This window comes from Psychromarinibacter sp. S121 (assembly GCF_049801035.1).
In the GTDB taxonomy this organism is placed as follows: Bacteria; Pseudomonadota; Alphaproteobacteria; order Rhodobacterales; family Rhodobacteraceae; genus Psychromarinibacter.
In genome coordinates this window covers 38,314-57,501 of record NZ_JBNAGE010000002.1, presented here as the reverse complement: position 1 = coordinate 57,501, position 19,188 = coordinate 38,314, and the positions used below count along the sequence as shown (strand labels likewise).

The following is a 19,188-nucleotide window of genomic DNA, read 5'->3' as shown; positions in this document are numbered from 1 at the left end:
TACTTTCCATGACCAACTGACAGGCTTCCGATGCGCCCTTCCCTTGTGATCTTTGACTGCGACGGCGTTCTTGTGGATAGCGAGCCAATCACGAACCGGCTGCTGCGCGACGACCTCGCGGCGCGGGGGCTGGACCTGACTCTTGACCGGATCGAAGAGGTTTTCGTGGGCGGCACCATGGCCAGCGTGGGTGAGACGGCGCGCGAGATGGGGGCCGACATTCCCGAGGGCTGGGTCGATGCCTTCTACGAGCAAATGTATGCGGAACTCGCCAAGGGCACGCCACTGGTCGACGGGATCGAAGACGTGCTCGATCAGCTTGATGCGGCGGGCATTCCCTATGCCGTCGGTTCGAACGGGTCGCTTCGCAAAATGTCGATCACGCTGGGTGGTCATCCGGCTCTATACGCGCGTTTAGAGACTACTCTGTACTCGGCGCATACGCTTGGCGTCGCAAAGCCGGACCCCGAATTGTACCTGAAACCCGCTCGCGACGCCGGCGTTCCTCCCGAGCAATGCGCGGTCGTCGACGACAGCGCCACCGGTTGCACTGCCGGGGTGCGCGCGGGGATGCGGACGATGGGGTACGCCGAGCACAACGATGGCGCGCGGCTGAAAGCGGTGGGGGCAGAGCCGTTCCACCGGATGTCCGACCTGCCGGGACTGCTGGGGTTGTGAGCGATCCGGCCGAGCATTTCTGCCCGGCCTGCGGCGTCCCCCAGCGCGCCTTCCTGCGCTACCCGTGGTACATCTGCAAAGACTGCCGCGAACGTGTGACGGACGGCGCGGGCAATGCTTTGGAATTTGGCAACACCGCGCTGTCCGGCGGCTTTGCGTGGTGGGTCGCGGGCAGCGACGAGCGCACCGAATGTCGTGGCGCGGTCTGTCTGTTGCTAGGCCGCCCGGTGCTGGTGCACGAGGCGCGGTTCGGAGGCATCGCGGTAGAACCTGCGCATAGCGCGGAACACTGGCCGGACGGATACTGGAACCTGACGCGCGCCACGCCAATGCCGCCCCGGCGGTCGTCAGGTTAGGACAGGTCCGCGAAGACGTCCTTCAACCAATCGAGGAACACCGCAAGCCGTCTCGAAATCTGCCGGTCCTGCGGGTGCAGCACGTTCAGCGGCATCGGCGCGGGGGGCACATCGGACAGCACCTCGACCAGATCGCCCTGCGCCAGTTCCGCCGCGAAGCGGTAGCGCGGCGCCTGAATCAGCCCAAACCCCATGCGGGCGAGATCGGCGGTCGTGTCGGCGCTGTCGGCGGACACCGCGACGGGCAGCATCCGGGTCTGCAACCGGCCATTCACCAGAAACTCCAGCGGCATCACCTTGCCCGTCCGCGATGACACGAACCCGACCATGCGGTGCCCTTCCAGCGCGTCGATGCTGTGCGGCATGCCGTGGGTCTGGATATAGGCCGGGCTGGCGCAGGTGATTTCCGGCAGTTCGCCCAGCCGCCGCATCATCAGGCTGCTGTCCTCGGGCTCGCCCGCGCGCAGGGCGCAATCGACGCCTTCGCGGACAAGATCGACCAGCCGTTCGCCCTGCCCGAATTGCAGCGTGATCCGAGGATGGCGGGCCAGGAAGGCAGGCAGACGGGGGACGATGAAAGTGCGGGTCAGAAGGCTTGGCGCGTCGATCCGCAAGTGGCCCGAGGGGCTGTCGGCGCTGAACGCGCTGTGCGCCGCATCGACTTCGGCAAGGATCGCGCGGACGCGGGCGTGGTATTCCTCGCCCTCCGGCGTCGGGCTGACGTGGCGGGTTGTTCGGGCCAGCAGCCGAACGCCCAGTTCCTGCTCTAGCGCCTTGATCGCCTGAGTCGCCGTGGATCGTGCCATGCCGAGCTCTGCTGCGGCTTTCACGAAGCTCCCGCCTTCCACGATGCGGGCGAAGAGTTGCATCCGGTCGATCCGGTCCATCGAAGATTATTAGCTGACAGTGAATTGTTATGTCAAATCGCAAGCGATTGTTTGCCGAGGGGAGTCGCATACTTTCGCCCAAGGCCAGACAAAAGGAGGCTCTCCATGACCATCCGAACCGCAATCGTAACCGGCGCATCCCGTGGGATCGGCGCCGAGATCGCCCGTGTGCTTGCCGCCGACGGCTGGGCCGTCGCGGTCAGCTATGCCCACAGTTCGGACGCCGCGGCTGCGGTCGTTGACGAGATCGTGGCAGCCGGTGGCCGGGCCGCCGCGGTGCAGGCGGACCTGTCGGATCCGGGTGCAGCCAGGGCATTGTTCGACGCCGCCGAGTCCGTGCTGGGGCCGGTGGGTCTGTTGGTGAACAACGCTGGAACTATGTCCCTAAGCAGCATTTCAGAGACCGAGGATGACATGCTCGATAATCATATCGCCACCAACCTCGCGGGGCCGTTCCGGCTGATGCGCGAGGCCGCGACGCGGATCGTGGAGGGCGGGCGGATCCTGAACCTGTCGTCCAGCGTTGTTGGCTTGTACCAGCCCGGATACGCCGCCTATGCCGCCACCAAGGCGGGGATCGAGGCGGTGACGAAGATCCTTGCCAAAGAGCTTGGGTCGCGCGGCATCACCGTGAACGCCGTCGCGCCGGGGCCGGTGGCGACCGAGTTGTTTCTGGACGGCAAAAGCGAGGAACTGGTCGACCGTATTCGCGGCATGATCCCGCTTGGTCGTTTGGGCGAGCCGGCCGACATCGCCCGAGTCATCCGATTCCTTGCCAGCGCGGATGGCGGATGGATCAACGGTCAGACCTTGCGCGCGAATGGCGGCGTCGTCTGAACAGGTGCGGGCCGGTCCCTGACCGGCCCGTGGGCGATCTACTGCTGGTAGGTCGGGTGGAACAGGCCGCCGGGGGAAAGGGTGAAGATCTCGACCCCGTCCGCCGTCACGCCGACCGAATGCTCGAACTGCGCCGACAGGCTTTTGTCGCGGGTCACGGCGGTCCAGTCGTCGCCCAGCACCTTGGTCTCGGGTCGGCCAAGGTTCACCATCGGCTCGATGGTGAAGAACATGCCTTCCTCCAGCACCGGCCCGGTGCCCGGACGGCCATAGTGCAGCACGTTCGGCGGCGCGTGGAACACGCGGCCAAGCCCATGCCCGCAGAAGTCGCGGACCACCGACATGCGGTTGGCTTCGACGAAGGTCTGGATGGCGTGGCCGATGTCGCCGAAGGTGTTGCCCGGCTTTACCGCCTCGATGCCCAGCATCAGCGAGTCATGCGTGACCTCGATCAGCCGTTCCGCCTTTCGGGGCAGTTTGCCCGCGACATACATGCGGCTGGTATCGCCGAACCAGCCATCGACGATCACGGTGACGTCGATGTTCAGGATGTCGCCGTCCTTCAGCTTCTTGTCGCCCGGAATCCCGTGGCAGACCACGTGGTTCACACTGATGCAGCTGGCGTGCTGATAGCCCTTGTAGCCGATGGTGGCAGAGGTCGAGCCATACACGTCGACCAGCCGGGTGATCTCGGCGTCGATCTCGGCGGTGGTGCGCCCGACCTCGATCATCGGCGCGATGTCGTCCAGAATCTGTGCCGCGACCTTTCCGGCCGCGTGCATTCCGGCGAAATCGCCCGGTTCATAGATGCGGATGCCGTCCTTGGTCATCCTGCCGCGGCTGCTGTCGTCCACGCGGGGCCTCATTCCTTGATACTGTCCCGCTACATAAGCCAGCCGCGTCCGCAAAACCAGAGGCGGGCCGCGTTTGCGTACCCGGCTGCCCGTGCTACGCATGGGGTATTGACCTGCTTCATTCTGGAAACTCCCATGGTTCGCACTTTTTCCGCCTGCCTCGCCGCCGTCCTTCTGGCCGCGCCCGCCCATGCCGATGCCTGCCTCGACGAGGTCGCCGCGCTGTTCGACGATGGCGGTGCGATGGACCCCTTCGCCCGCCCGCCGCTGCATCAGTTCACTCAGGAATACGATGCCGACGGCAACCCGACCCGCCTGAACGAGGCGCTGTTCGACGGGCCGCTGAACACCATCGCGGGGGTGACGGCCGAGAACCACTTTACCATGGCGATCGACCGGGACCTTTGGAACGGCCCTTCCTTGGACGGACCTTGGGAAAGCCTTGGCTACCAGATGCCCGAGGGCCGGGAAGAGCAGATGCGCGAGGGGCTGGCCCAGAACCGCGCCAACCTGACCGACACAGTCTGTCATGGCGAAGAGGACGGGCTGCTGCATTACACGTGGCGGACGCAGACCGACAAGGACGACAACGGCATGTTCTACGGCGCGTTGACGGATGCGTGGGTCGATCCCGAGACGGGGTTGATGATGCGGATGGAGATGACCGAATTCGTCAATTCGTGGACCGAGGGCATGGACATGGCGCGTCACGAGATCCGGTTCGAATACGATCCTTCGATCTCGGTCACGGCGCCTCAGTAGAGACCGGAAGCGCGGGGCCCAGCGTCACGCCTTCGGGGGTGATGCCGCAGGCGTGGGCAAGGATGCCGACGCCCGCCGCCTTTGCATCGCGCAGGGCCCGCCCGTAGGCCGGGTCGATGTCGTGGGCGATGCGAACCTCGCTGGCGTCGGTGCGCTGGACAAGGAACAGGACATAGGCGCGGTGCCCCTCGGCCACCATGGCGGCAAGCTCGGCCATGTGGCGCGCGCCGCGGGCGGTCTTTGCGTCGGGAAACTCGGCGACGCCGGGCTGGCGCAGCAGGGTCACGGACTTCACCTCGACATAGGCGTCGGGCAGGCCGTCACCGGACAGCTGGAAGTCCACGCGGCTTTTCTCGCCATACTTCACCTCTGCGCGGACCTGCGGATAGTCGGCCAGCGCCGGCACCGCCCGCGCGATCAGCGCGTCCTTCAGCATCCGGTTGGGAACGGCGGTGTCGATCCCGGTGAAGTCGCCGGTGTCATGTTCGACCAGCCGCCAGCCGTATTTCAGCTTCTTCTTCGGGTCGTCGTTCGGTTCCAGCCAGATCCGCATCTCCGGTTCCGCCAGCCCCATCATGCTGCCGGGGTTCGGGCAATGCGCGGTGACCTCGGTCCCGTCCTCCAGCCGCACGTCGGCAAGGAAGCGTTTGTAGCGGCGGATCAGGCGGGCGGGGACGAGAGGGGTGGCGAAGTGCATGGGAACCGACTTACACGGTAGGACGAATTCTTCCAGACGAATCCGAGGGAGCCCGCCATGCCAAACCCCACCGCCGCAATGCTTGTCATCGGGGACGAGATCCTGTCGGGACGCACCCGCGACGCCAACTCGAACCATCTTGCAATCGAGCTGACCGCGGCGGGGATCGATCTGAAGGAAGTGCGCTTCGTGGCGGACGACCACGCGGCCATCGTGGCGGCGGTTCAGGCTCTGTCAAAGGCGTATGACACCGTGTTCACCTCGGGCGGGATTGGGCCGACGCATGACGACATCACCGCAGACGCCATCGCCGATGCCTTCGGTGCGCCGATTGACGTGCGCGACGATGCGCGGGCGATCCTTCAGGCGCATTACGACCGCAACGGCACCGAGTTGAACGAGGCCCGGCTACGGATGGCGCGCATTCCGGACGGCGCGGCGCTGATCGACAACCCGGTGTCCGCGGCGCCCGGCTTCACGCTGGGCAACGTGCACGTGATGGCGGGGGTGCCGTCGATCTTCAACGCGATGGTGGAAAGCGTTCTGCCCACGTTGACCGGCGGCGCGCCGGTGGTGTCGCGCACGGTCCGCGTCGACCGGCCCGAGGGTGACGTCGCCGCCGATCTGGGCGCGTTGGCGAAGGCGCATCCGGACCTGTCGCTTGGGTCCTATCCGTTCACCCGCGACGGCAAGTACGGCACCAACCTCGTGGTGCGCGGACAGGACCCGGCGGTGGTCGACGCGGTGGCAGAGGAACTGGTGTCGCGGCTGGACGGGGTTTCGGTGTGAGCCTTCCCGAAGGTTCCGCGATCTACCCGGTCACCGAGGCGACGTGGGCCCCCGCCCGCGCGTTCCGGGTTGGGCCGTGGATGATCCGTGACGGGCAGGGCGGCGGCAGCCGGGTCTCCGCCGCGACAGCGGTCGACGCCTTCTCGGACGATGATCTTCCCGCCGCCGAAGCCGCAATGGCCGATCTGGGCCAACAGCCACTGTTCATGATCCGCGACGGAGACGACGCACTGGACGCTCTGCTGGAGGCGAACGGCTACGCGGTGAAGGACCCGGTTGCCCTGTATGCGGTCGAGGTGGCGGATCTGACAACAGAACCGGTGCCTCCGGTCTCTGCGATGCCGGCATGGCCGCCGCTGGCGATCATGGCCGAGATCTGGGCCGAAGGCGGCATCGGGCCCGCGCGACTGGCGGTTATGGAACGTGTGAAATGCCCAAAAACCGGGCTTTTGGGCCGGATTCAAGACCAACCGGCGGCATCCGGCTTTGTTGCCTGTGACGGGAAAGTCGCGATGATCCACGCGCTAGAGGTCGTTCCGGCGCTGCGCAGGCTGGGCGTGGCCCGCAATATGATGAGGGCCGCTGCGTTCTGGGCACAAAATCAAGGTGCGACCACACTTGCACTGGCGGTAACCCGCTCAAATGTCTCGGCAAATGCTCTGTATTCTTCACTCGGGATGAAGGTTGTCGGATACTATCACTACCGAATAAAATAAGCCCGGGACACGGGTGACGGAGCAGAAGTGACACAGTCTGACGAGCAGATCCTCGCGCTCGACCTTCCCATGGTCGAACCGCTGCCGGACGCGACGCGAAAGTACTTCGACGTCTGCCAGGAGAAGCTTGGCATGATCCCGAACGTCTTGAAGGCCTATGCCTTCGACGTTGAAAAGCTCAACACCTTCACCGCGATGTACAACGACCTGATGCTTGGCGACAGCGGTCTGTCCAAGCTGGAACGCGAGATGATCGCGGTGGTCGTCAGTTCGATCAACAAATGCTGGTACTGCCTCGTCGCCCATGGCGCGGCGGTACGGCAACTGTCGGGCGACCCGGTGCTTGGCGAGCGGATGGCGTTCAACTGGCGCACCGCGAAGCTGGATGCGCGGCAGCGTGCGATGCTGTTGTTCGCCGAGAAGCTGACGACCGAAAGCCACAAGACAGAGGAAGCCGACCGGCAGGCCCTGCGCGACGCGGGATTCAGCGACCGGGATATCTTCGACATCGCCAGCGTGGCCGCGTTCTTCAACATGACGAACCGCGTGGCTTCGGGCGTGGCGATGGCGCCAAACGACGATTATCACGGGTCCTTCCGGTGAGCTGGACCGCCGCGATATCCGCGCTGGCGATCACCGCCGCGGGTCCGGCGCTGGCCGAGACCCTGCGCTTTCCCGGCGAGGCGGAATTGCAGGCGCGGAAGACCGCGGCAGAGGACAGCCTGTTCCTGCCGAACGGACCTTATGCCGAGGGCGACATCGATGGCATCACCGCCGAGGGCGCGCTGGAACAGACCGCGTGGGTGGTGGGCGACGGTTCACTGACCACGATGCAGATTCTTGCCCCGCTGCGCGATCAGCTGATCGACGCGGGCTATTCCCCGATCTACGAGTGCAACACCCGCGAGTGCGGCGGCTTCGATTTCCGGTACGAGATCGACCTTCTGCCCGAGCCGGACATGCACGTGAACCTAGGCGATTTCCGCTATCTCGCGGCTGAAGGGCCAGGGGGCGACGGCTATGTCAGCCTTGTCGTCAGCCGCAGCACCAACACCGGCTTTGTCCAGATCACCCGGATCGGGCCGCCCGAGCGGACCCCGGTCTTTACTGCGTCGACCAAAACGCCCGCGCCGACCTCGCCGGTTGTGTCGGACACGAACGGGCCGTTGGTAGAGCAGCTTGAAGCGAAGGGTCACGCGACGCTTTTGGATCTGGCGTTCCGGCCCGGCTCGACCGAGCTTGGATCGGGCGAGTTCGAGTCACTCAGCAGCCTTGCGGCCTATCTGAAGGCCAACCCCGAACGAACGGTGACGTTGGTCGGACATACGGATGCCGAGGGCTCATTGCAGGTGAACATCACCGTCTCGCGCCGCAGGGCGACTGCGGTGATGGAGCATCTGGTCAGCGTTTACGGTGTGAATGCCGCGCAGGTGGCCGCCGACGGAGTCGGCTTTCTTGCGCCGCGCGCCAGCAACCTGACGCCGGAAGGGCGCACGCAAAACAGAAGGGTCGAAGTCATTATGACCTCGACCCAGTAAGAAGTGTGCACCTGAAGGGTTATTATTAGTTTACCAGTTTTCCGGCCCCTTGTCCGCAAAGTGATGGACAAGGAAGTCGATGAACGCGCGGACTTTGGGCTGCGTGAAGCGGCCCGGCGGGTACACCGCGTAAATGCCCTGCGTTTCGACCGGAAGTTCCGGAATGGCCTCTTCCACCAGCCCCTGACGCAGCGCGTCGGCGTAAAGGAAGCTCGGGAGGTAGGCGATGCCAAGCCCCGAGATGGCCGCGTTCAACAGCGACTGCCCGTCGTTCACCGACAGCCAACCAGCGGTCCGGACCTGGCGTTTCTCGCCCGATGGCGCGGTGAGACGCCAGACGTTGCCCGAGGACTGGCTGGAATAATGCAGCAGCTTGTGTTCGTTCAGATCGTCGATTTTCATCGGCCGGCCGTACTTCTGGAAGTAGGACGGAGCGCCGATCATGCGTTTGGTGGTCTCGGTCAGCTTGCGGGCACGCAGCGTGCTGTCTTCAAGCTCGCCGATCCGGACGGCCATATCGAAGCCTTCCGAAATCAGTTCCACGAAACGGTTGTTCAGCACCATGTTCACCGTCACGTCCGGGAAGTCCGACAGGAACTCTCCCAGCACCGGCGACAGGTGGTTCACGCCAAAGTCGGTGGCGACGCTGATCCGCAGCAGACCGGACGGCGCCGACTGCATCGAGGTCACCAGCGCATCCGCCTCTCCGGCGTCGTTCAGTACCCGGCGGGCACGATCGTAGTAGGCAAGGCCGATCTCGGTCGGGCTGACGCGTCGCGTCGTCCGGTTCAGAAGCCGTGCACCCAGTCGCGCTTCCAAGGACGAAACGTGTTTCGACACGGCAGACTTAGAGATCCCCATCTTCTTGGCAGCGTCAGTGAACCCACCCTGGTCCACGACCGTCGCGAAGGCCTCCATTTCCGTCAATCTGTCCATAAACTCACTCGTTCTTTCCCATCGGCCCCTCGGGTTCCGTTTATCCGGGGCAATTCAGGCGAGATTTGGAACCGGGCCGGACAATATCTTGGTGATCGCGCGGATCGTCCGAGGCAGGGAAACACATTCACCGAGTGGGCGAAACGGCCCGGGGCCCTATGCGCGGATTGATGATCAAGGGATTACGTTTATTGCGGAAATCCGCACACAGCGTTTCCTGTGGCGAAAATCGGGCAGGATCTGCGAGGGTGTCAAACTTAGGCCCGATTGAATCGGCATGAAGGCATGTACCGCTTACAAGAGGTTGCCCATGTTCCGCAGTCGCCTGATCGAGATTCTCAAATCCTTCCTTGTCAGCATCGCCATCTACCCGGTCGTGCTTGTCGGCGTCTGGGGATTGATTGCGCTAGGCAGCTTCGCGTCGGACATGCACATGCCGACGGATACGATGCCGCTTGTTTATGGTCTGGTCTTCGCGGTGCTGACCGTCGCGCTGATCGACATCCTCGGCGTCGCCAGCGTGGTGCTGGCGCTGGTGTCCAGCGCGAACCTGATCGAATATGCTCAGATGCTGGTGCCGGGGCGCGAACCTTCGGCCGTGGATTTCATCGCCGGGCTTGGCGGTGTGATCCTTGCGGCGACCCTGGTCTGCGCGGCGCGGTCGCTGGTCGAGCGGCAGTCGGGCGGCAACGCGGCGGCCTGACCTTTCCTTACATCGTCTCGTTGCAGTGACGCCGGAAGGCGCGCTTCAGCATGTCGAGTTCCGCCCGCAGCAGATCCATCTCTCCGCGGATGTCGTCGCCCAAGGGCTCTCCGGTCACCACGGTGAAGCTGTTCAGCGTTTCGCCGGTCGCGCCGTTCTGGATCAGGAAGGTCTGCACACCGTCCGACAAAAGCTCGGGCGGGATGGCGATCTTGACCTGCCAGCGCCCCGGCGCGTCTGGGTCGGGCGTCACCGCAACGGTGTTCAGCGTCTTGCCGAGGTGGGTGACCTGAAGGTCCGGCACATCGCCGTCTTGCGGGCCCCCGGTCAGGATACCTTCCCAGATGCCCGCCTGAATGCGCGTCTTGGTCAGCGAAAGCTCGATCATCGGCTGGCTCCGTTCAAATCTCGGCGCGCGGGCGTCGCGTCAGGGCGAGGTCGCGCAGAAGGATCTGGTTCATCTGCGCGCCCTCGAAGATCAGGTCGAGCCACATACGTTCCACCCGCTTCTCGTTCATCTTGGTATAGGCGAGGTCGAATTCCACGTTCACCTCGTCCGCCTCGGTCGCGGTGATCGGCAGTTCCCGCACGATCTGTTCGACGTTGGGGCCGTTCTTGATGTTCAGCCGCGCAAAGATCTCCAGCGGTTTCTCGGCCTCGACCACGGTGGTCATCCGTACGATGTGCCGCCGTTCCAGCCCCAGCACCGCGCTTTCGGGCAGTTCGACCACCAGCGACAGGAACGAGCCGTCGAAGCGGAACACGTCCATCCGCAGGCCGAAGGGGGCAAGGTCGCTTTCGCGGGTGTTGCGGACCTGGCGCAGCGTCAGTTCGCTGACACGGCAGTCGTGGAACACCTTCACCTCTTCGCCGTACTCGGTCTTGCTGTCCACGGCGACAAGGCCGGGCGGCTGCATCTGGCCGCGCCACAGTTCCGGACGGTACCACCAGTCGCAATGCAGCGGTTTCTGGATCGCATCCGATCCGATCAGGGGCAGCGTCAGCCGTTCCTCGGCGATATAGAGCACCTTGTTCAGCCGCCGCCGCAACTCTCGTGCCTGCGCGCGCAGGTCACGAAGCGTGCCGAGATCCGTCGTCTCGGCCCGTCGCGCGGCGCGGGTCCAGCGGCGCAGCATGGCCCGGTGTCGTATCGTGTCGCTGATCCTGCCCAAACCGTTCGCTTTCGTCACAACCGCAGAGCGGAAGTCTTGGTTGTCCTCTGTTTAGAAACAGATAATCCGGCCGAGAAAAAGGCCGAGCCCCCCGAATGCGGGGGAAACGCGGCCGATTGCTGCATTTCAGCCCGCGCGCGAGGCCTGTCGGGTCCCCGCGATCACGCCGCGCAGCGTCGCCAGCGCAAGGTCCGGGGCCATCGGTTTTCCCGCAAAGCTCATGACCGAGGCGGTGACGAGGTGGCCGTTCACCTCGAACAGCCCGCGCCAGTAGGTCGCGTCGGTGCCGGGCAGACCGGTTTCGCTGGTGTCGCGCAGCAGGACCAGCATTGCGTCGCCCTCGCGCCGGGTGTCCAGCACCTCGACCGAGGTATCGCGGCCGTCCCGCGCCAAGGCGGCGCGCCCGGCGGGCGAGGACAGGAACCCCTCAAGCTGGGGCAGCGTCTCGGCAAAGCTCGGCCCCGCATCAGGGGGTGACACGGCGACCGTCAGAAGCCCCTGCTGAAGCGGCTGGCCGGCGCGCCTGTCGCGCGCGATCGAAGCGCAGGCGCCCAGCAGAACAAAGGGCGTTTCCGCGTTCAGGCGGCTGCCTGCACGGTCGACGCAATAGCCCTGCGGCCCGCTGACGGTGACCTCTCCGCGCGCCACCTCGACCGTGCGGGGCGGTTTGCGCGACAGGCCCGCGCCAAGCCCCGAGGTCAGGTCGCCCAGCCCCGCGCCGCCGCTGCAGGCGGTCAGGGCGACAAGGGCCAGACCGGCCGTCAGGCGTTGCAGGCGTGTCGAGATCGTGGGCATGTGCCGCCTCCCGTTGCAAATGCGGTACCGACCGGGATAGGAAATCGCAACGCCCGAAACAAGCGGACTTGAGGGTCCCGGGCGCGGGGGATCCATGCCGTCTGACAGCACACCATTCGAAGACTACGTCGCCCCTGCGCGCACGCGGCCCGAGGTCTGGCGGCTGGTGCTGGGCCTGCTTCTGGGTCTTGGCGTCTACGCGGGCGGGCTGGTTTTATACTTCAGCCTGCTGGGCGCGGTCGTCGGCGTGCCGTCGGCCTCGTGGTTGGTGGATGTCGCGACGCGGTCCGAGCGGCCATTCGGCACGCTTGTCCTGCTTGGCAGTTTCGCCGCCATGGTGGCGGGGCCGCTGCTGATGGCGCCGATGCTGCACCAGCGCGGGATCGGGACGCTGATCGGCCCGCTGCGGCAGGCGCTGCGTGACTTCGGGCGCGTCGCCCTGTGCACCGCCGCGGTACAGGTTGCCGCGCTGTTGTTCTGGGTCACGGCCTATGACGTGTCGCCCAACGTGGATTTCGGTCTGTGGGCGATGTTGCTGCCGCTGTCGCTGGCCGGTGTGCTGCTGCAGACCGGGGCCGAGGAACTGGTGTTCCGCGGCTACATCATGCAGCAGCTGGCCGCCCGGTTCTGCAGCCCGATGATCTGGGGCGTCCTTCCCGCGGTGGGTTTCGGCCTGCTGCACCGTGACCCGGCGATGGGGTCCGAGACGTGGCACCTTGTGTTCGCGACCGGCATCTTCGCCCTGATCGCCACCGATCTTACCGTCCGCACCGGAACGCTGGGCGCGGCGTGGGGGCTGCATTTCACGAACAACGCGGGCGCGATCCTGATCCTGTCGACCGAGGGCAACATCAGCGGCCTGTCGCTGTTCACCACGCCCTATCTGCCCGGCGCGACCGGCTGGCAGGTCGTGTTCGACTGCTTCGCGCTGCTGGTGGCGTGGCGTCTTGCGCGGCGGTTTCTTGCGCGTTGATTGCATTTCGCCGCGCCGCCGACTATCTGACGCCATGACCGGAATGATGACCCGAAACCCACTCAAGGGCACCCGATGAACTGGATCTCCAACTACGTCCGCCCCAAGATCAACTCGCTGTTCTCGCGCCGCGAGACGCCCGAGAATCTATGGACGAAGTGCCCCGAGTGCGGAACCATGCTGTTCCACCGCGAGGTGACGGACAACCTGAACGTCTGCACCAACTGCGACCACCACATGAACATCACGCCCCGCGCGCGCTTCGAGGCGCTGTTCGACGGCGGCGTCTTCACCGAGGTCGCGGTGCCCGAGCCGGTGGCCGACCCGCTGCAGTTCCGCGACCAGAAACGCTATCCCGAACGGATGCGCGCAGCCCAGCGCGAGACGGGCGAGAAAGAGGCGATGCTGGTGGCGCAGGGAGAGATCGGGCGCACGCCCGTTGTCTGCGCCGCGCAGGACTTCAGCTTCATGGCGGGCTCGATGGGCATGTATGTCGGCAACGCCATCATCGCCGCCGCCGAGCGCGCGGTCGAAGCGGGCCAGCCGCTGATCCTGTTTTCTGCCGCCGGTGGCGCGCGGATGCAGGAAGGCATCCTGTCGCTGATGCAGATGCCGCGCACGACCGTCGCGGTCGAGATGCTGAAAGAGGCCGGGCTGCCCTATATCGTCGTGCTCACGCACCCGACGACCGGCGGCGTCACCGCGTCCTACGCGATGCTGGGCGACGTCCACATCGCCGAGCCGAATGCGCTGATCTGTTTTGCCGGTCCCCGCGTGATCGAGCAGACGATCCGCGAGAAACTGCCCGAGGGCTTCCAGCGGGCCGAGTACCTGCTGGACCACGGGATGCTTGATCGCGTGACGCACCGCAAGGACATGCGCGACGAGCTGATCACCATCGTCCGGATGCTGATGGGGCTTGGCCCCGCCGTCCGTGGCGACCTGCCCGCGCCGGACGAGACCGCCGCGCTGGCAGCACCGAAGCCGGAGGAGACGGCCTTGCCCGCAGCGGAGGCGGCCGCGGAGGCCAAGACCGAGTGACCACCGAAACATCGGACGTCATCCTTGACCGGATGATGTCGCTGCACCCGAAGATCATCGACCTCACGCTGGATCGGGTGTGGCGTCTGCTGCATGCGCTTGGCGATCCGCAAGACCGCCTGCCCCCGGTGATCCACATCGCCGGGACGAACGGCAAGGGTTCAACCCAGGCCATGCTGCGCGCGGGGATCGAGGGCGTTGGCAAAAGCGCCCACGCCTATACCTCGCCGCATCTGTTGCGTTTCCACGAACGCATCCGTCTGGCCGGAGAGCTGATCTCGGAAGACGCGCTGTCGGCGGTGCTGGACGAGTGCGAGGCCGCGAACGGCGGCGAGTCGATCACCTATTTCGAGATCACCACCTGCGCGGCCCTGCTTGCCTTTGCACGGACCCCGGCGGACTACACGCTTCTTGAGGTCGGACTTGGCGGGCGGCTTGATGCGACCAACGTGGTCGAGCCCGCCCTGTGCGTGATCACTCCGATCTCGATGGATCACCAAAGCTATCTTGGCGAGACGCTGGCCGAGATCGCCTTCGAGAAGGCGGGTATCCTGAAGCGGGGTGTGCCCTGCGTGGTCGGTCGCCAGACGGACGAGGCGTTGGAAGTGATCGAGCGTCAGGCTGCGAAGGTCGGAGCGCCGCTGCTGACCCAAGGCCAGCACTGGCACGTGACGACCGAACATGGCCGGCTGGTGTTTCAGGACGAGGACGGGTTGCTGGACCTGCCGCTGCCAAAGCTGCTGGGACATCACCAGTTCGACAACGCGGGCATGGTGCTGATGGCGCTGCGTCACCTTGGTGTCGGCGAAGGCTCTTACGAGCCGGCGCTGGTGAACGCGGACTGGCCCGCCCGGATGCAGCGCCTGCGCCGCGGGCCGGTGGTGGACGCCGCGCCCAAGGCAGAAGTCTGGCTGGACGGCGGCCATAACCCCGCGGCGGGCGAGACGCTGGCGCGAACGCTGGCCGACCTTCCGCCAAAGCCGCTTTGGCTGATCTGCGGGATGCTGAACACGAAGGACCCGGTCGGCTACCTGCACCCGATGGCGCATCTGGCGCAGGGGTTGCGGGCCGTCAGCATCGACGGTGTCAGCGCGACGCTGACCGCCGCCGAGACCGCCGTTGCCGCACGGAAGGCGGGGATCGAGGCAGAGCAGGCGCATTCGGTGCTGGACGCGGTGACCGAGATCGCGCGGCGCGAACCCGGAGCGCGGATCCTTATCTGCGGGTCCTTGTATCTGGCGGGGACGGTTCTGGCCGAGAACGGCTGAGGCCTTCGTCATTCCGCAGGAAGCGGATCGCCCGCGCAGGCCCGGCGCGGCATGTCTGTCTCTGTTCAATTGGAGACCTGCACATGCCGTTCCAGATCCACGCCTTGCCTGCCGAGGACTTCGCACCGCTCTTCGCGCTGGATGACGACGCGCTGACCGCCCGCCGGGCGCAGCGCGTTACCGTTGCCAAAACCCCCGGCTATCCCTGCCGCATCAGCCTTGCCGACGCCGAGGTGGGCGAAACGATCATCCTGCTGAATCACTGCTGCCACGACGCCGACACGCCGTATCGCGCCACCCATGCGATCTTTGTGCGCCCCGGTGTCGCCACCGCGCGGCCTGCGCCAGACGAGGTGCCCGAGGCGCTGGCGCGACGTCTGCTGTCGCTACGCGCCTTCGACGCCACGGGGATGATGCGGACCGCGGATGTCGTGGATGGCGGCGATCTGGGTCCGGCGCTGGATGCGATGCTGGCCGCGCCCGAGATTGCCGAGGTCGCGATCCACCACGCGAAACAGGGCTGCTATGCGGCGCGGGCCACGCGCGTGTGATCAGCGGCGCTTCAGCGACATGGCGGCGTGGACGATGCCGCCCAGCAGAAGACCCCAGACAGCGGCACTAAGCCCGATGATAGTGACGCCCGAAGCGGTGACGAGGAAGGTCACCGCCGCCGCCTCGCGCGTGTCGGGCTTCTCTAGCGCCGCTCCTGCGGAGTGGGCGAAGACACCAAGCAGCGCCACACCGGCCAAGGTCTCGACCGCCATATCGGGGGCGGCTGCGGCAAGCGTTGTGATCACAGCGGCGAACAGGCCGAACAGGCAATAGACCAGCCCCGCCATCACTGCCGACCACCAGCGTTGCGCCGGGTCGGGATGCGAATCCGCGTCGCTGCACATCGCCGCCGTGATTGCCGCCACGCAGGTCTGCGGCGCGCCAAAGGGTGCGGACAGGATGCTGGCAATCGCGGTGCCAGACAGAAGGCGCGGGGCGGATGGCTCGTAGCCGAAGCTGCGCAGAACCGCGATGCCGGGAATGTTCTGCGCGGCCATCGTCACGATGAACAGCGGCACGCCGATGCCAAGCAGCGCCGATAGCTCGAACTGCGGCATGACGAACCGGGGCACGGTCAGCAGGTGGTCGGGCAACGGGACGGTATAGCCCTGTTCGATGACGGTCAGCGCGAAGGCCACCAGCACGGCGGCCGGCACCGCGAAGGTGCGGTTGAAGCGGCTGACGACGAACCACGTGATCAGGATCGGCAACGCGGTCAGCGGCACCTCTCCCAGCGCGCGGAACGGGGCAAGGCAAAGGCCCAGCAATACGCCCGCCAGCATCGCCTGCGCCAGCGGCGCGGGGATCGCGGTGGTCAGGCGGCCAAGCGGGCGATAGAGGCCCGCCACCAGCGTCAGCACGCCCGCGAACAGGAAAGCGCCGACCGCAACGGCGAAACCGCCCTCGGGCACCATGGTCGAGGCCAGCAGCGCCGCGCCCGGGGTGGACCACGCGACGCTTGCGGGGATGCGGCTCCAGACGCTGAGAACCAGACCAGCCAGCCCCATCGCGAGGGCTGCGAACATCAGGCCGGACGCAGCTTGTACATCGTCGGCGCCCATCGCCCGGATGCCTTGCAGCAGGATCGGGAAGGAACTGAAAAAGCCGACGACTGCGACGACAAAGCCGGTGGTGACGGTCTGAAGCGGTGGGGCGATGCGGGGCAAGGGAATGACCTGTCCGGATGGAACTGCCCCGGCTTCCTAGACCGGCAAGGAGGGGGAGGAAAGGTGGGGGAGACGCTTGCACCCCCACCCGGCGTGTTATCTAGGCTTCGGCGGGGGCCTCGCCGCCCGCCATCACCACCGTGCGGTAGGGATAGGGAATCTCGATCCCGGCGGCGTCCAGCGCTTCTTTGACCTTGCGCTTCATGTCGGTCTGGAAGCCGAAGTTGTCCGATGCATCGACCCAGACGCGGACAAGGAAATCGACCGAGCTGTCGCCAAGGTTGTTCACCTGAATGAACGGCTCTGGGTCCGACTTGGCGCGGGGATCGGCCATGATGGTGTCGAGGATCGTCGTCTCTGCCAGCTTCAGATCGGCGTCGTAGGACACGCCGAAGGTCCACTCTGCCCGCCGTGTCGGGTAGACCGAGTAGTTCTCGATCGTGTTGCCCCAGACCTGAGCGTTCGGGATGATGACCTGCGTGTTCGAAAGCGACGCAAGCTCGGTATAGTTCAGCGACACGTCCTTGACCGTGCCCATCTCGTCCGCGATCTCGACGAAGTCGCCCACCTTGATCGGGCGGAACAGGATGATCATCACGCCCGCCGCGACATTCGACAGCGTGCCTTGCAACGCCAGACCGATGGCAAGCCCGGCGGCACCCATGGCAGCGACCAGCGAGGTGGTTTCCAGCCCGAAGCGGTTCAGGACGAAGATCACCGTAATCGCAAGGATCGCATAGCGCAGGATCGAGCCGAGGAAGTTGAACAGCATCACGTCCAGCTTCGGATGCCGTTCGCCCAGCTTGCGCACGCGCCGCGCCGCCCAGCCGCCGATGATGAAGCCCAGCAGCAGGATCACGACGGCAGAGACGACGTTGCCCAGCACCGAGGCAAGAAAGTCCACGGTCAGAACATCACCGATGGTGACGCCGTCGGTGATCTGCATGTTCAGAAAGCTGTCGAGGTTCATGCGAGGGTGTCCATCTTTCCTGCAAGTTTCACGTCCAGCGCAGATAGGCCGCCCGCGTCATGTGTCGACAGCGTCACCTCGACGGTCTTGTAGACGTTGAACCACTCGGGATGGTGGTTCAGCTTTTCGGCCCACAACGCAGCGCGGGTCATGAAGCTGAATGCCTCGACGAAATTCTTGAACTCGAAGGTCTTCTTGATCGCATCGCGGCCCTCGACCTCGGTCCAGCCGGTCGCAAGCAGGGGCGCGAGTTGTTCGGCGCGTTCGGTTTCGGTCAGCTTGTCGGTCATTCCTGTTCCTCTCGCCTTTCCTGTCGGAACGGACCGTAGCTGGTCAGCACCTCGATCTCGTTGTCGACAGCGGCCCGTTCGGCCTCGAGATATTCCGCAACGGCGCGACGGAAACCCTCGTCTGCGATCCAGTGCAGCGAATGACAGTGCGAGGGAAGGTAGCCGCGCGCCAGTTTGTGCTCGCCCTGCGCGCCCGCCTCGACCCGCGACAGGCCATGCGTGATGGCATAGTCGATGGCTTGGTAATAGCAGAGCTCGAAATGCAGGCAGGGGTGGTGTTCGGTGCAACCCCAATAGCGGCCATACAGCGTCTCGCGCCCGATGAAGTTCAGAGCGCCGGCGACGTAGCGGCCATTGCGGACGGCCAGCACCAGCAGGATATCGTCGCGCAGGGTTTCCTGCGCTTCGTGGAAGAACGCGCGCGTCAGATAGGGCGAGCCCCACTTTCGGCTGCCGGTGTCCTGATAGAATCGCCAGAAGGCGTCCCAGTGTTCGGGCTCGATGGCGTCGCCGGTCAGGCTTAGGATCTCGCCGCCGAACTCTTGCGCCTGCTTGCGTTCCTTGCGGATGTTCTTGCGCTTGCGCGACGACAGGTCGGCAAGGAAGGCGTCGAAATCGGCATAGCCCCGGTTCAGCCAGTGAAACTGGTCCGAAAGGCGGTGCATCAGCCCCATCTCGTCGCCGGCCTCGGCCTCTGTTTCGGTGCAGAAGGTAATATGGACCGAAGAGATGCGGTTCTCGGCGGCCAGTTGAACCGCGCCCTGCACCAAAGCCGATTGCCCCATCTCTTCCAGCCCCGGCCGTGTCAGCAACCGGCGGCCGGTGGCGGGGGTGAAGGGAACCGCGATCTGGAGCTTGGGATAATAGCGTCCGCCGGCGCGTTCATAGGCGTGGGCCCAGGAGTGGTCGAAGATGTATTCGCCCTGACTGTGACCCTTGGCGTACATCGGCGCGCAGGCGATGGTTTCTCCGTCCATCTTCGCGGTGACGTGGCGGGGCTGCCAGCCGGTGCCGGGGCCGACAGAGCCAGAGCGTTCCAGCGCCAGAAGGAAGCGGTGCGTGGTGAACGGATCGTCGGGACGTCCGCCATCCGCCGACTCGGGGCAGGCACAGGCATCCCAGTCCTCTGCCGCGATCTCGGCGAGGCTACCATGCAGGTCGATGTCGATGCGGGTTTCGCGCATGTAGTCCTGTCCGCGATTGTCCCT

The 19,188-nt window shown here is 65.4% G+C and carries 24 protein-coding genes; 13 read left to right on the top strand and 11 right to left on the bottom strand.

Going from position 1 to position 19,188, the window contains the following annotated elements; translation table 11 throughout:
* The first annotated feature begins 30 nt into the window (after window positions 1-30).
* Together ACP156_RS08575 and ACP156_RS08570 are read left to right on the top strand one after the other, a co-directional pair.
* On the top strand, window positions 31-678 hold the full coding sequence (locus ACP156_RS08575) for an HAD family hydrolase (RefSeq protein ID WP_425050892.1): 648 nt from the start codon (window positions 31-33) through the stop codon (window positions 676-678).
* Window positions 675-1,034, top strand: a complete 360-nt coding sequence (locus ACP156_RS08570; protein WP_425050891.1) for a hypothetical protein — start codon at window positions 675-677, stop codon at window positions 1,032-1,034. Before ACP156_RS08575 ends, ACP156_RS08570 begins: the two co-directional genes overlap by 4 nt.
* On the opposite strand, the gene ACP156_RS08565 is transcribed toward ACP156_RS08570, so the two are convergent.
* Window positions 1,031-1,921, bottom strand: a complete 891-nt coding sequence (locus tag ACP156_RS08565; RefSeq protein WP_425050890.1) for a LysR family transcriptional regulator — start codon at window positions 1,919-1,921, stop codon at window positions 1,031-1,033. The genes ACP156_RS08570 and ACP156_RS08565 overlap by 4 nt on opposite strands.
* A 105-nt stretch (window positions 1,922-2,026) precedes the next feature.
* Between ACP156_RS08565 and ACP156_RS08560 the strand changes: the two genes are divergently transcribed.
* Complete coding sequence (locus ACP156_RS08560) at window positions 2,027-2,758, top strand: SDR family oxidoreductase (RefSeq protein ID WP_425050889.1); 732 nt, start codon at window positions 2,027-2,029, stop codon at window positions 2,756-2,758.
* Window positions 2,759-2,796: 38 nt separating this feature from the next.
* On the opposite strand, the gene map is transcribed toward ACP156_RS08560, so the two are convergent.
* Window positions 2,797-3,588, bottom strand: a complete 792-nt coding sequence (gene map, locus ACP156_RS08555; RefSeq protein ID WP_425051887.1) for a type I methionyl aminopeptidase — start codon at window positions 3,586-3,588, stop codon at window positions 2,797-2,799.
* Between the two features lie 159 nt (window positions 3,589-3,747).
* Between map and ACP156_RS08550 the strand changes: the two genes are divergently transcribed.
* On the top strand, window positions 3,748-4,374 hold the full coding sequence (locus ACP156_RS08550) for a hypothetical protein (protein ID WP_425050888.1): 627 nt from the start codon (window positions 3,748-3,750) through the stop codon (window positions 4,372-4,374).
* Here ACP156_RS08550 and sfsA read toward each other — a convergent pair.
* Window positions 4,358-5,071 (bottom strand): DNA/RNA nuclease SfsA, encoded by a 714-nt coding sequence (gene sfsA, locus ACP156_RS08545; RefSeq protein ID WP_425050887.1) that lies wholly within the window; start codon window positions 5,069-5,071, stop codon window positions 4,358-4,360. The genes ACP156_RS08550 and sfsA overlap by 17 nt on opposite strands.
* 57 nt (window positions 5,072-5,128) lie before the next feature.
* On the opposite strand from sfsA, the gene ACP156_RS08540 reads away from it, so the two are divergent.
* The 4 genes from ACP156_RS08540 (at window position 5,129) to ACP156_RS08525 (ending at window position 8,114) form a co-directional block, all read left to right on the top strand.
* Window positions 5,129-5,860, top strand: a complete 732-nt coding sequence (locus tag ACP156_RS08540; protein WP_425050886.1) for a competence/damage-inducible protein A — start codon at window positions 5,129-5,131, stop codon at window positions 5,858-5,860.
* 80 nt (window positions 5,861-5,940) lie between these two features.
* Window positions 5,941-6,576: a GNAT family N-acetyltransferase gene (locus ACP156_RS08535; protein ID WP_425050885.1), complete on the top strand. Its 636-nt coding sequence runs from the start codon at window positions 5,941-5,943 to the stop codon at window positions 6,574-6,576.
* 69 nt (window positions 6,577-6,645) lie between these two features.
* Entirely contained in the window at window positions 6,646-7,179 is a 534-nt protein-coding gene (locus tag ACP156_RS08530) for a peroxidase-related enzyme (protein WP_425051886.1), read from the top strand.
* Window positions 7,176-8,114, top strand: a complete 939-nt coding sequence (locus ACP156_RS08525; RefSeq protein WP_425050884.1) for an OmpA family protein — start codon at window positions 7,176-7,178, stop codon at window positions 8,112-8,114. The genes ACP156_RS08530 and ACP156_RS08525 overlap by 4 nt, the downstream gene beginning before the upstream one ends.
* A 30-nt stretch (window positions 8,115-8,144) precedes the next feature.
* Here the strand turns inward: ACP156_RS08525 and ACP156_RS08520 are convergent, their stop codons facing one another.
* Window positions 8,145-9,050, bottom strand: coding sequence for a LysR family transcriptional regulator (locus tag ACP156_RS08520; RefSeq protein WP_275632222.1), 906 nt, complete (start codon window positions 9,048-9,050; stop codon window positions 8,145-8,147).
* A gap of 310 nt (window positions 9,051-9,360) precedes the next feature.
* Between ACP156_RS08520 and ACP156_RS08515 the strand changes: the two genes are divergently transcribed.
* A complete protein-coding gene (locus ACP156_RS08515; RefSeq protein WP_425050883.1) occupies window positions 9,361-9,753 on the top strand; it encodes a hypothetical protein in 393 nt (130 codons plus the stop codon).
* A 7-nt stretch (window positions 9,754-9,760) separates the two neighbouring features.
* On the opposite strand, the gene ACP156_RS08510 is transcribed toward ACP156_RS08515, so the two are convergent.
* The 3 genes from ACP156_RS08510 to ACP156_RS08500 all read right to left on the bottom strand — a co-directional run bounded on the left by ACP156_RS08510 (window position 9,761) and on the right by ACP156_RS08500 (window position 11,720).
* On the bottom strand, window positions 9,761-10,141 hold the full coding sequence (locus tag ACP156_RS08510) for a hypothetical protein (RefSeq protein ID WP_425050882.1): 381 nt from the start codon (window positions 10,139-10,141) through the stop codon (window positions 9,761-9,763).
* Window positions 10,142-10,154: 13 nt separating this feature from the next.
* Window positions 10,155-10,943: a DUF6478 family protein gene (locus tag ACP156_RS08505; protein WP_425050881.1), complete on the bottom strand. Its 789-nt coding sequence runs from the start codon at window positions 10,941-10,943 to the stop codon at window positions 10,155-10,157.
* A gap of 108 nt (window positions 10,944-11,051) precedes the next feature.
* Window positions 11,052-11,720 carry a hypothetical protein gene (locus tag ACP156_RS08500; RefSeq protein WP_425050880.1) on the bottom strand — a complete coding sequence of 223 codons (669 nt, stop codon included), beginning with the start codon at window positions 11,718-11,720 and terminating at the stop codon, window positions 11,052-11,054.
* A gap of 94 nt (window positions 11,721-11,814) precedes the next feature.
* On the opposite strand from ACP156_RS08500, the gene ACP156_RS08495 reads away from it, so the two are divergent.
* From ACP156_RS08495 to ACP156_RS08480, 4 genes are all read left to right on the top strand, one after another.
* Complete coding sequence (locus ACP156_RS08495) at window positions 11,815-12,693, top strand: lysostaphin resistance A-like protein (protein WP_425050879.1); 879 nt, start codon at window positions 11,815-11,817, stop codon at window positions 12,691-12,693.
* Window positions 12,694-12,768: 75 nt separating this feature from the next.
* Window positions 12,769-13,734, top strand: coding sequence for an acetyl-CoA carboxylase, carboxyltransferase subunit beta (gene accD, locus ACP156_RS08490; protein WP_425050878.1), 966 nt, complete (start codon window positions 12,769-12,771; stop codon window positions 13,732-13,734).
* A complete protein-coding gene (locus ACP156_RS08485; protein WP_425050877.1) occupies window positions 13,731-15,002 on the top strand; it encodes a bifunctional folylpolyglutamate synthase/dihydrofolate synthase in 1,272 nt (423 codons plus the stop codon). The genes accD and ACP156_RS08485 overlap by 4 nt, the downstream gene beginning before the upstream one ends.
* 83 nt (window positions 15,003-15,085) lie before the next feature.
* Window positions 15,086-15,553, top strand: a complete 468-nt coding sequence (locus ACP156_RS08480; RefSeq protein ID WP_425050876.1) for a DUF1203 domain-containing protein — start codon at window positions 15,086-15,088, stop codon at window positions 15,551-15,553.
* Here ACP156_RS08480 and ACP156_RS08475 read toward each other — a convergent pair whose 3' ends face one another.
* From ACP156_RS08475 to ACP156_RS08460, 4 genes are all read right to left on the bottom strand, one after another.
* A complete protein-coding gene (locus ACP156_RS08475) occupies window positions 15,554-16,720 on the bottom strand; it encodes a benzoate/H(+) symporter BenE family transporter (RefSeq protein WP_425050875.1) in 1,167 nt (388 codons plus the stop codon).
* A gap of 100 nt (window positions 16,721-16,820) precedes the next feature.
* On the bottom strand, window positions 16,821-17,690 hold the full coding sequence (locus ACP156_RS08470) for a mechanosensitive ion channel family protein (RefSeq protein WP_425050874.1): 870 nt from the start codon (window positions 17,688-17,690) through the stop codon (window positions 16,821-16,823).
* Window positions 17,687-17,980 carry a 4a-hydroxytetrahydrobiopterin dehydratase gene (locus tag ACP156_RS08465; RefSeq protein ID WP_425050873.1) on the bottom strand — a complete coding sequence of 98 codons (294 nt, stop codon included), beginning with the start codon at window positions 17,978-17,980 and terminating at the stop codon, window positions 17,687-17,689. The genes ACP156_RS08470 and ACP156_RS08465 overlap by 4 nt, the downstream gene beginning before the upstream one ends.
* On the bottom strand, window positions 17,977-19,164 hold the full coding sequence (locus ACP156_RS08460) for a GNAT family N-acetyltransferase (protein WP_425050872.1): 1,188 nt from the start codon (window positions 19,162-19,164) through the stop codon (window positions 17,977-17,979). Before ACP156_RS08460 ends, ACP156_RS08465 begins: the two co-directional genes overlap by 4 nt.
* Window positions 19,165-19,188: the final 24 nt, after the last annotated feature.

What these genes read in the sequence shown, in the direction of transcription:
- ACP156_RS08535 (WP_425050885.1), top strand. Translation starts at nt 5,941, where the DNA reads ATGATCCGTGACGGGCAGGGCGGCGGCAGCCGGGTCTCCGCCGCGACA.
- ACP156_RS08560 (WP_425050889.1), top strand. Translation starts at nt 2,027, where the DNA reads ATGACCATCCGAACCGCAATCGTAACCGGCGCATCCCGTGGGATCGGC.
- ACP156_RS08540 (WP_425050886.1), top strand. Translation starts at nt 5,129, where the DNA reads ATGCCAAACCCCACCGCCGCAATGCTTGTCATCGGGGACGAGATCCTG.
- ACP156_RS08470 (WP_425050874.1), bottom strand. Translation starts at nt 17,690, where the DNA reads ATGAACCTCGACAGCTTTCTGAACATGCAGATCACCGACGGCGTCACC.
- sfsA (WP_425050887.1), bottom strand. Translation starts at nt 5,071, where the DNA reads ATGCACTTCGCCACCCCTCTCGTCCCCGCCCGCCTGATCCGCCGCTAC.
- ACP156_RS08460 (WP_425050872.1), bottom strand. Translation starts at nt 19,164, where the DNA reads ATGCGCGAAACCCGCATCGACATCGACCTGCATGGTAGCCTCGCCGAG.
- ACP156_RS08495 (WP_425050879.1), top strand. Translation starts at nt 11,815, where the DNA reads ATGCCGTCTGACAGCACACCATTCGAAGACTACGTCGCCCCTGCGCGC.
- map (WP_425051887.1), bottom strand. Translation starts at nt 3,588, where the DNA reads ATGACCAAGGACGGCATCCGCATCTATGAACCGGGCGATTTCGCCGGA.
- accD (WP_425050878.1), top strand. Translation starts at nt 12,769, where the DNA reads ATGAACTGGATCTCCAACTACGTCCGCCCCAAGATCAACTCGCTGTTC.
- ACP156_RS08480 (WP_425050876.1), top strand. Translation starts at nt 15,086, where the DNA reads ATGCCGTTCCAGATCCACGCCTTGCCTGCCGAGGACTTCGCACCGCTC.
- ACP156_RS08520 (WP_275632222.1), bottom strand. Translation starts at nt 9,050, where the DNA reads ATGGACAGATTGACGGAAATGGAGGCCTTCGCGACGGTCGTGGACCAG.
- ACP156_RS08550 (WP_425050888.1), top strand. Translation starts at nt 3,748, where the DNA reads ATGGTTCGCACTTTTTCCGCCTGCCTCGCCGCCGTCCTTCTGGCCGCG.
- ACP156_RS08530 (WP_425051886.1), top strand. Translation starts at nt 6,646, where the DNA reads ATGGTCGAACCGCTGCCGGACGCGACGCGAAAGTACTTCGACGTCTGC.
- ACP156_RS08515 (WP_425050883.1), top strand. Translation starts at nt 9,361, where the DNA reads ATGTTCCGCAGTCGCCTGATCGAGATTCTCAAATCCTTCCTTGTCAGC.
- ACP156_RS08500 (WP_425050880.1), bottom strand. Translation starts at nt 11,720, where the DNA reads ATGCCCACGATCTCGACACGCCTGCAACGCCTGACGGCCGGTCTGGCC.
- ACP156_RS08575 (WP_425050892.1), top strand. Translation starts at nt 31, where the DNA reads ATGCGCCCTTCCCTTGTGATCTTTGACTGCGACGGCGTTCTTGTGGAT.
- ACP156_RS08465 (WP_425050873.1), bottom strand. Translation starts at nt 17,980, where the DNA reads ATGACCGACAAGCTGACCGAAACCGAACGCGCCGAACAACTCGCGCCC.
- ACP156_RS08510 (WP_425050882.1), bottom strand. Translation starts at nt 10,141, where the DNA reads ATGATCGAGCTTTCGCTGACCAAGACGCGCATTCAGGCGGGCATCTGG.
- ACP156_RS08565 (WP_425050890.1), bottom strand. Translation starts at nt 1,921, where the DNA reads ATGGACCGGATCGACCGGATGCAACTCTTCGCCCGCATCGTGGAAGGC.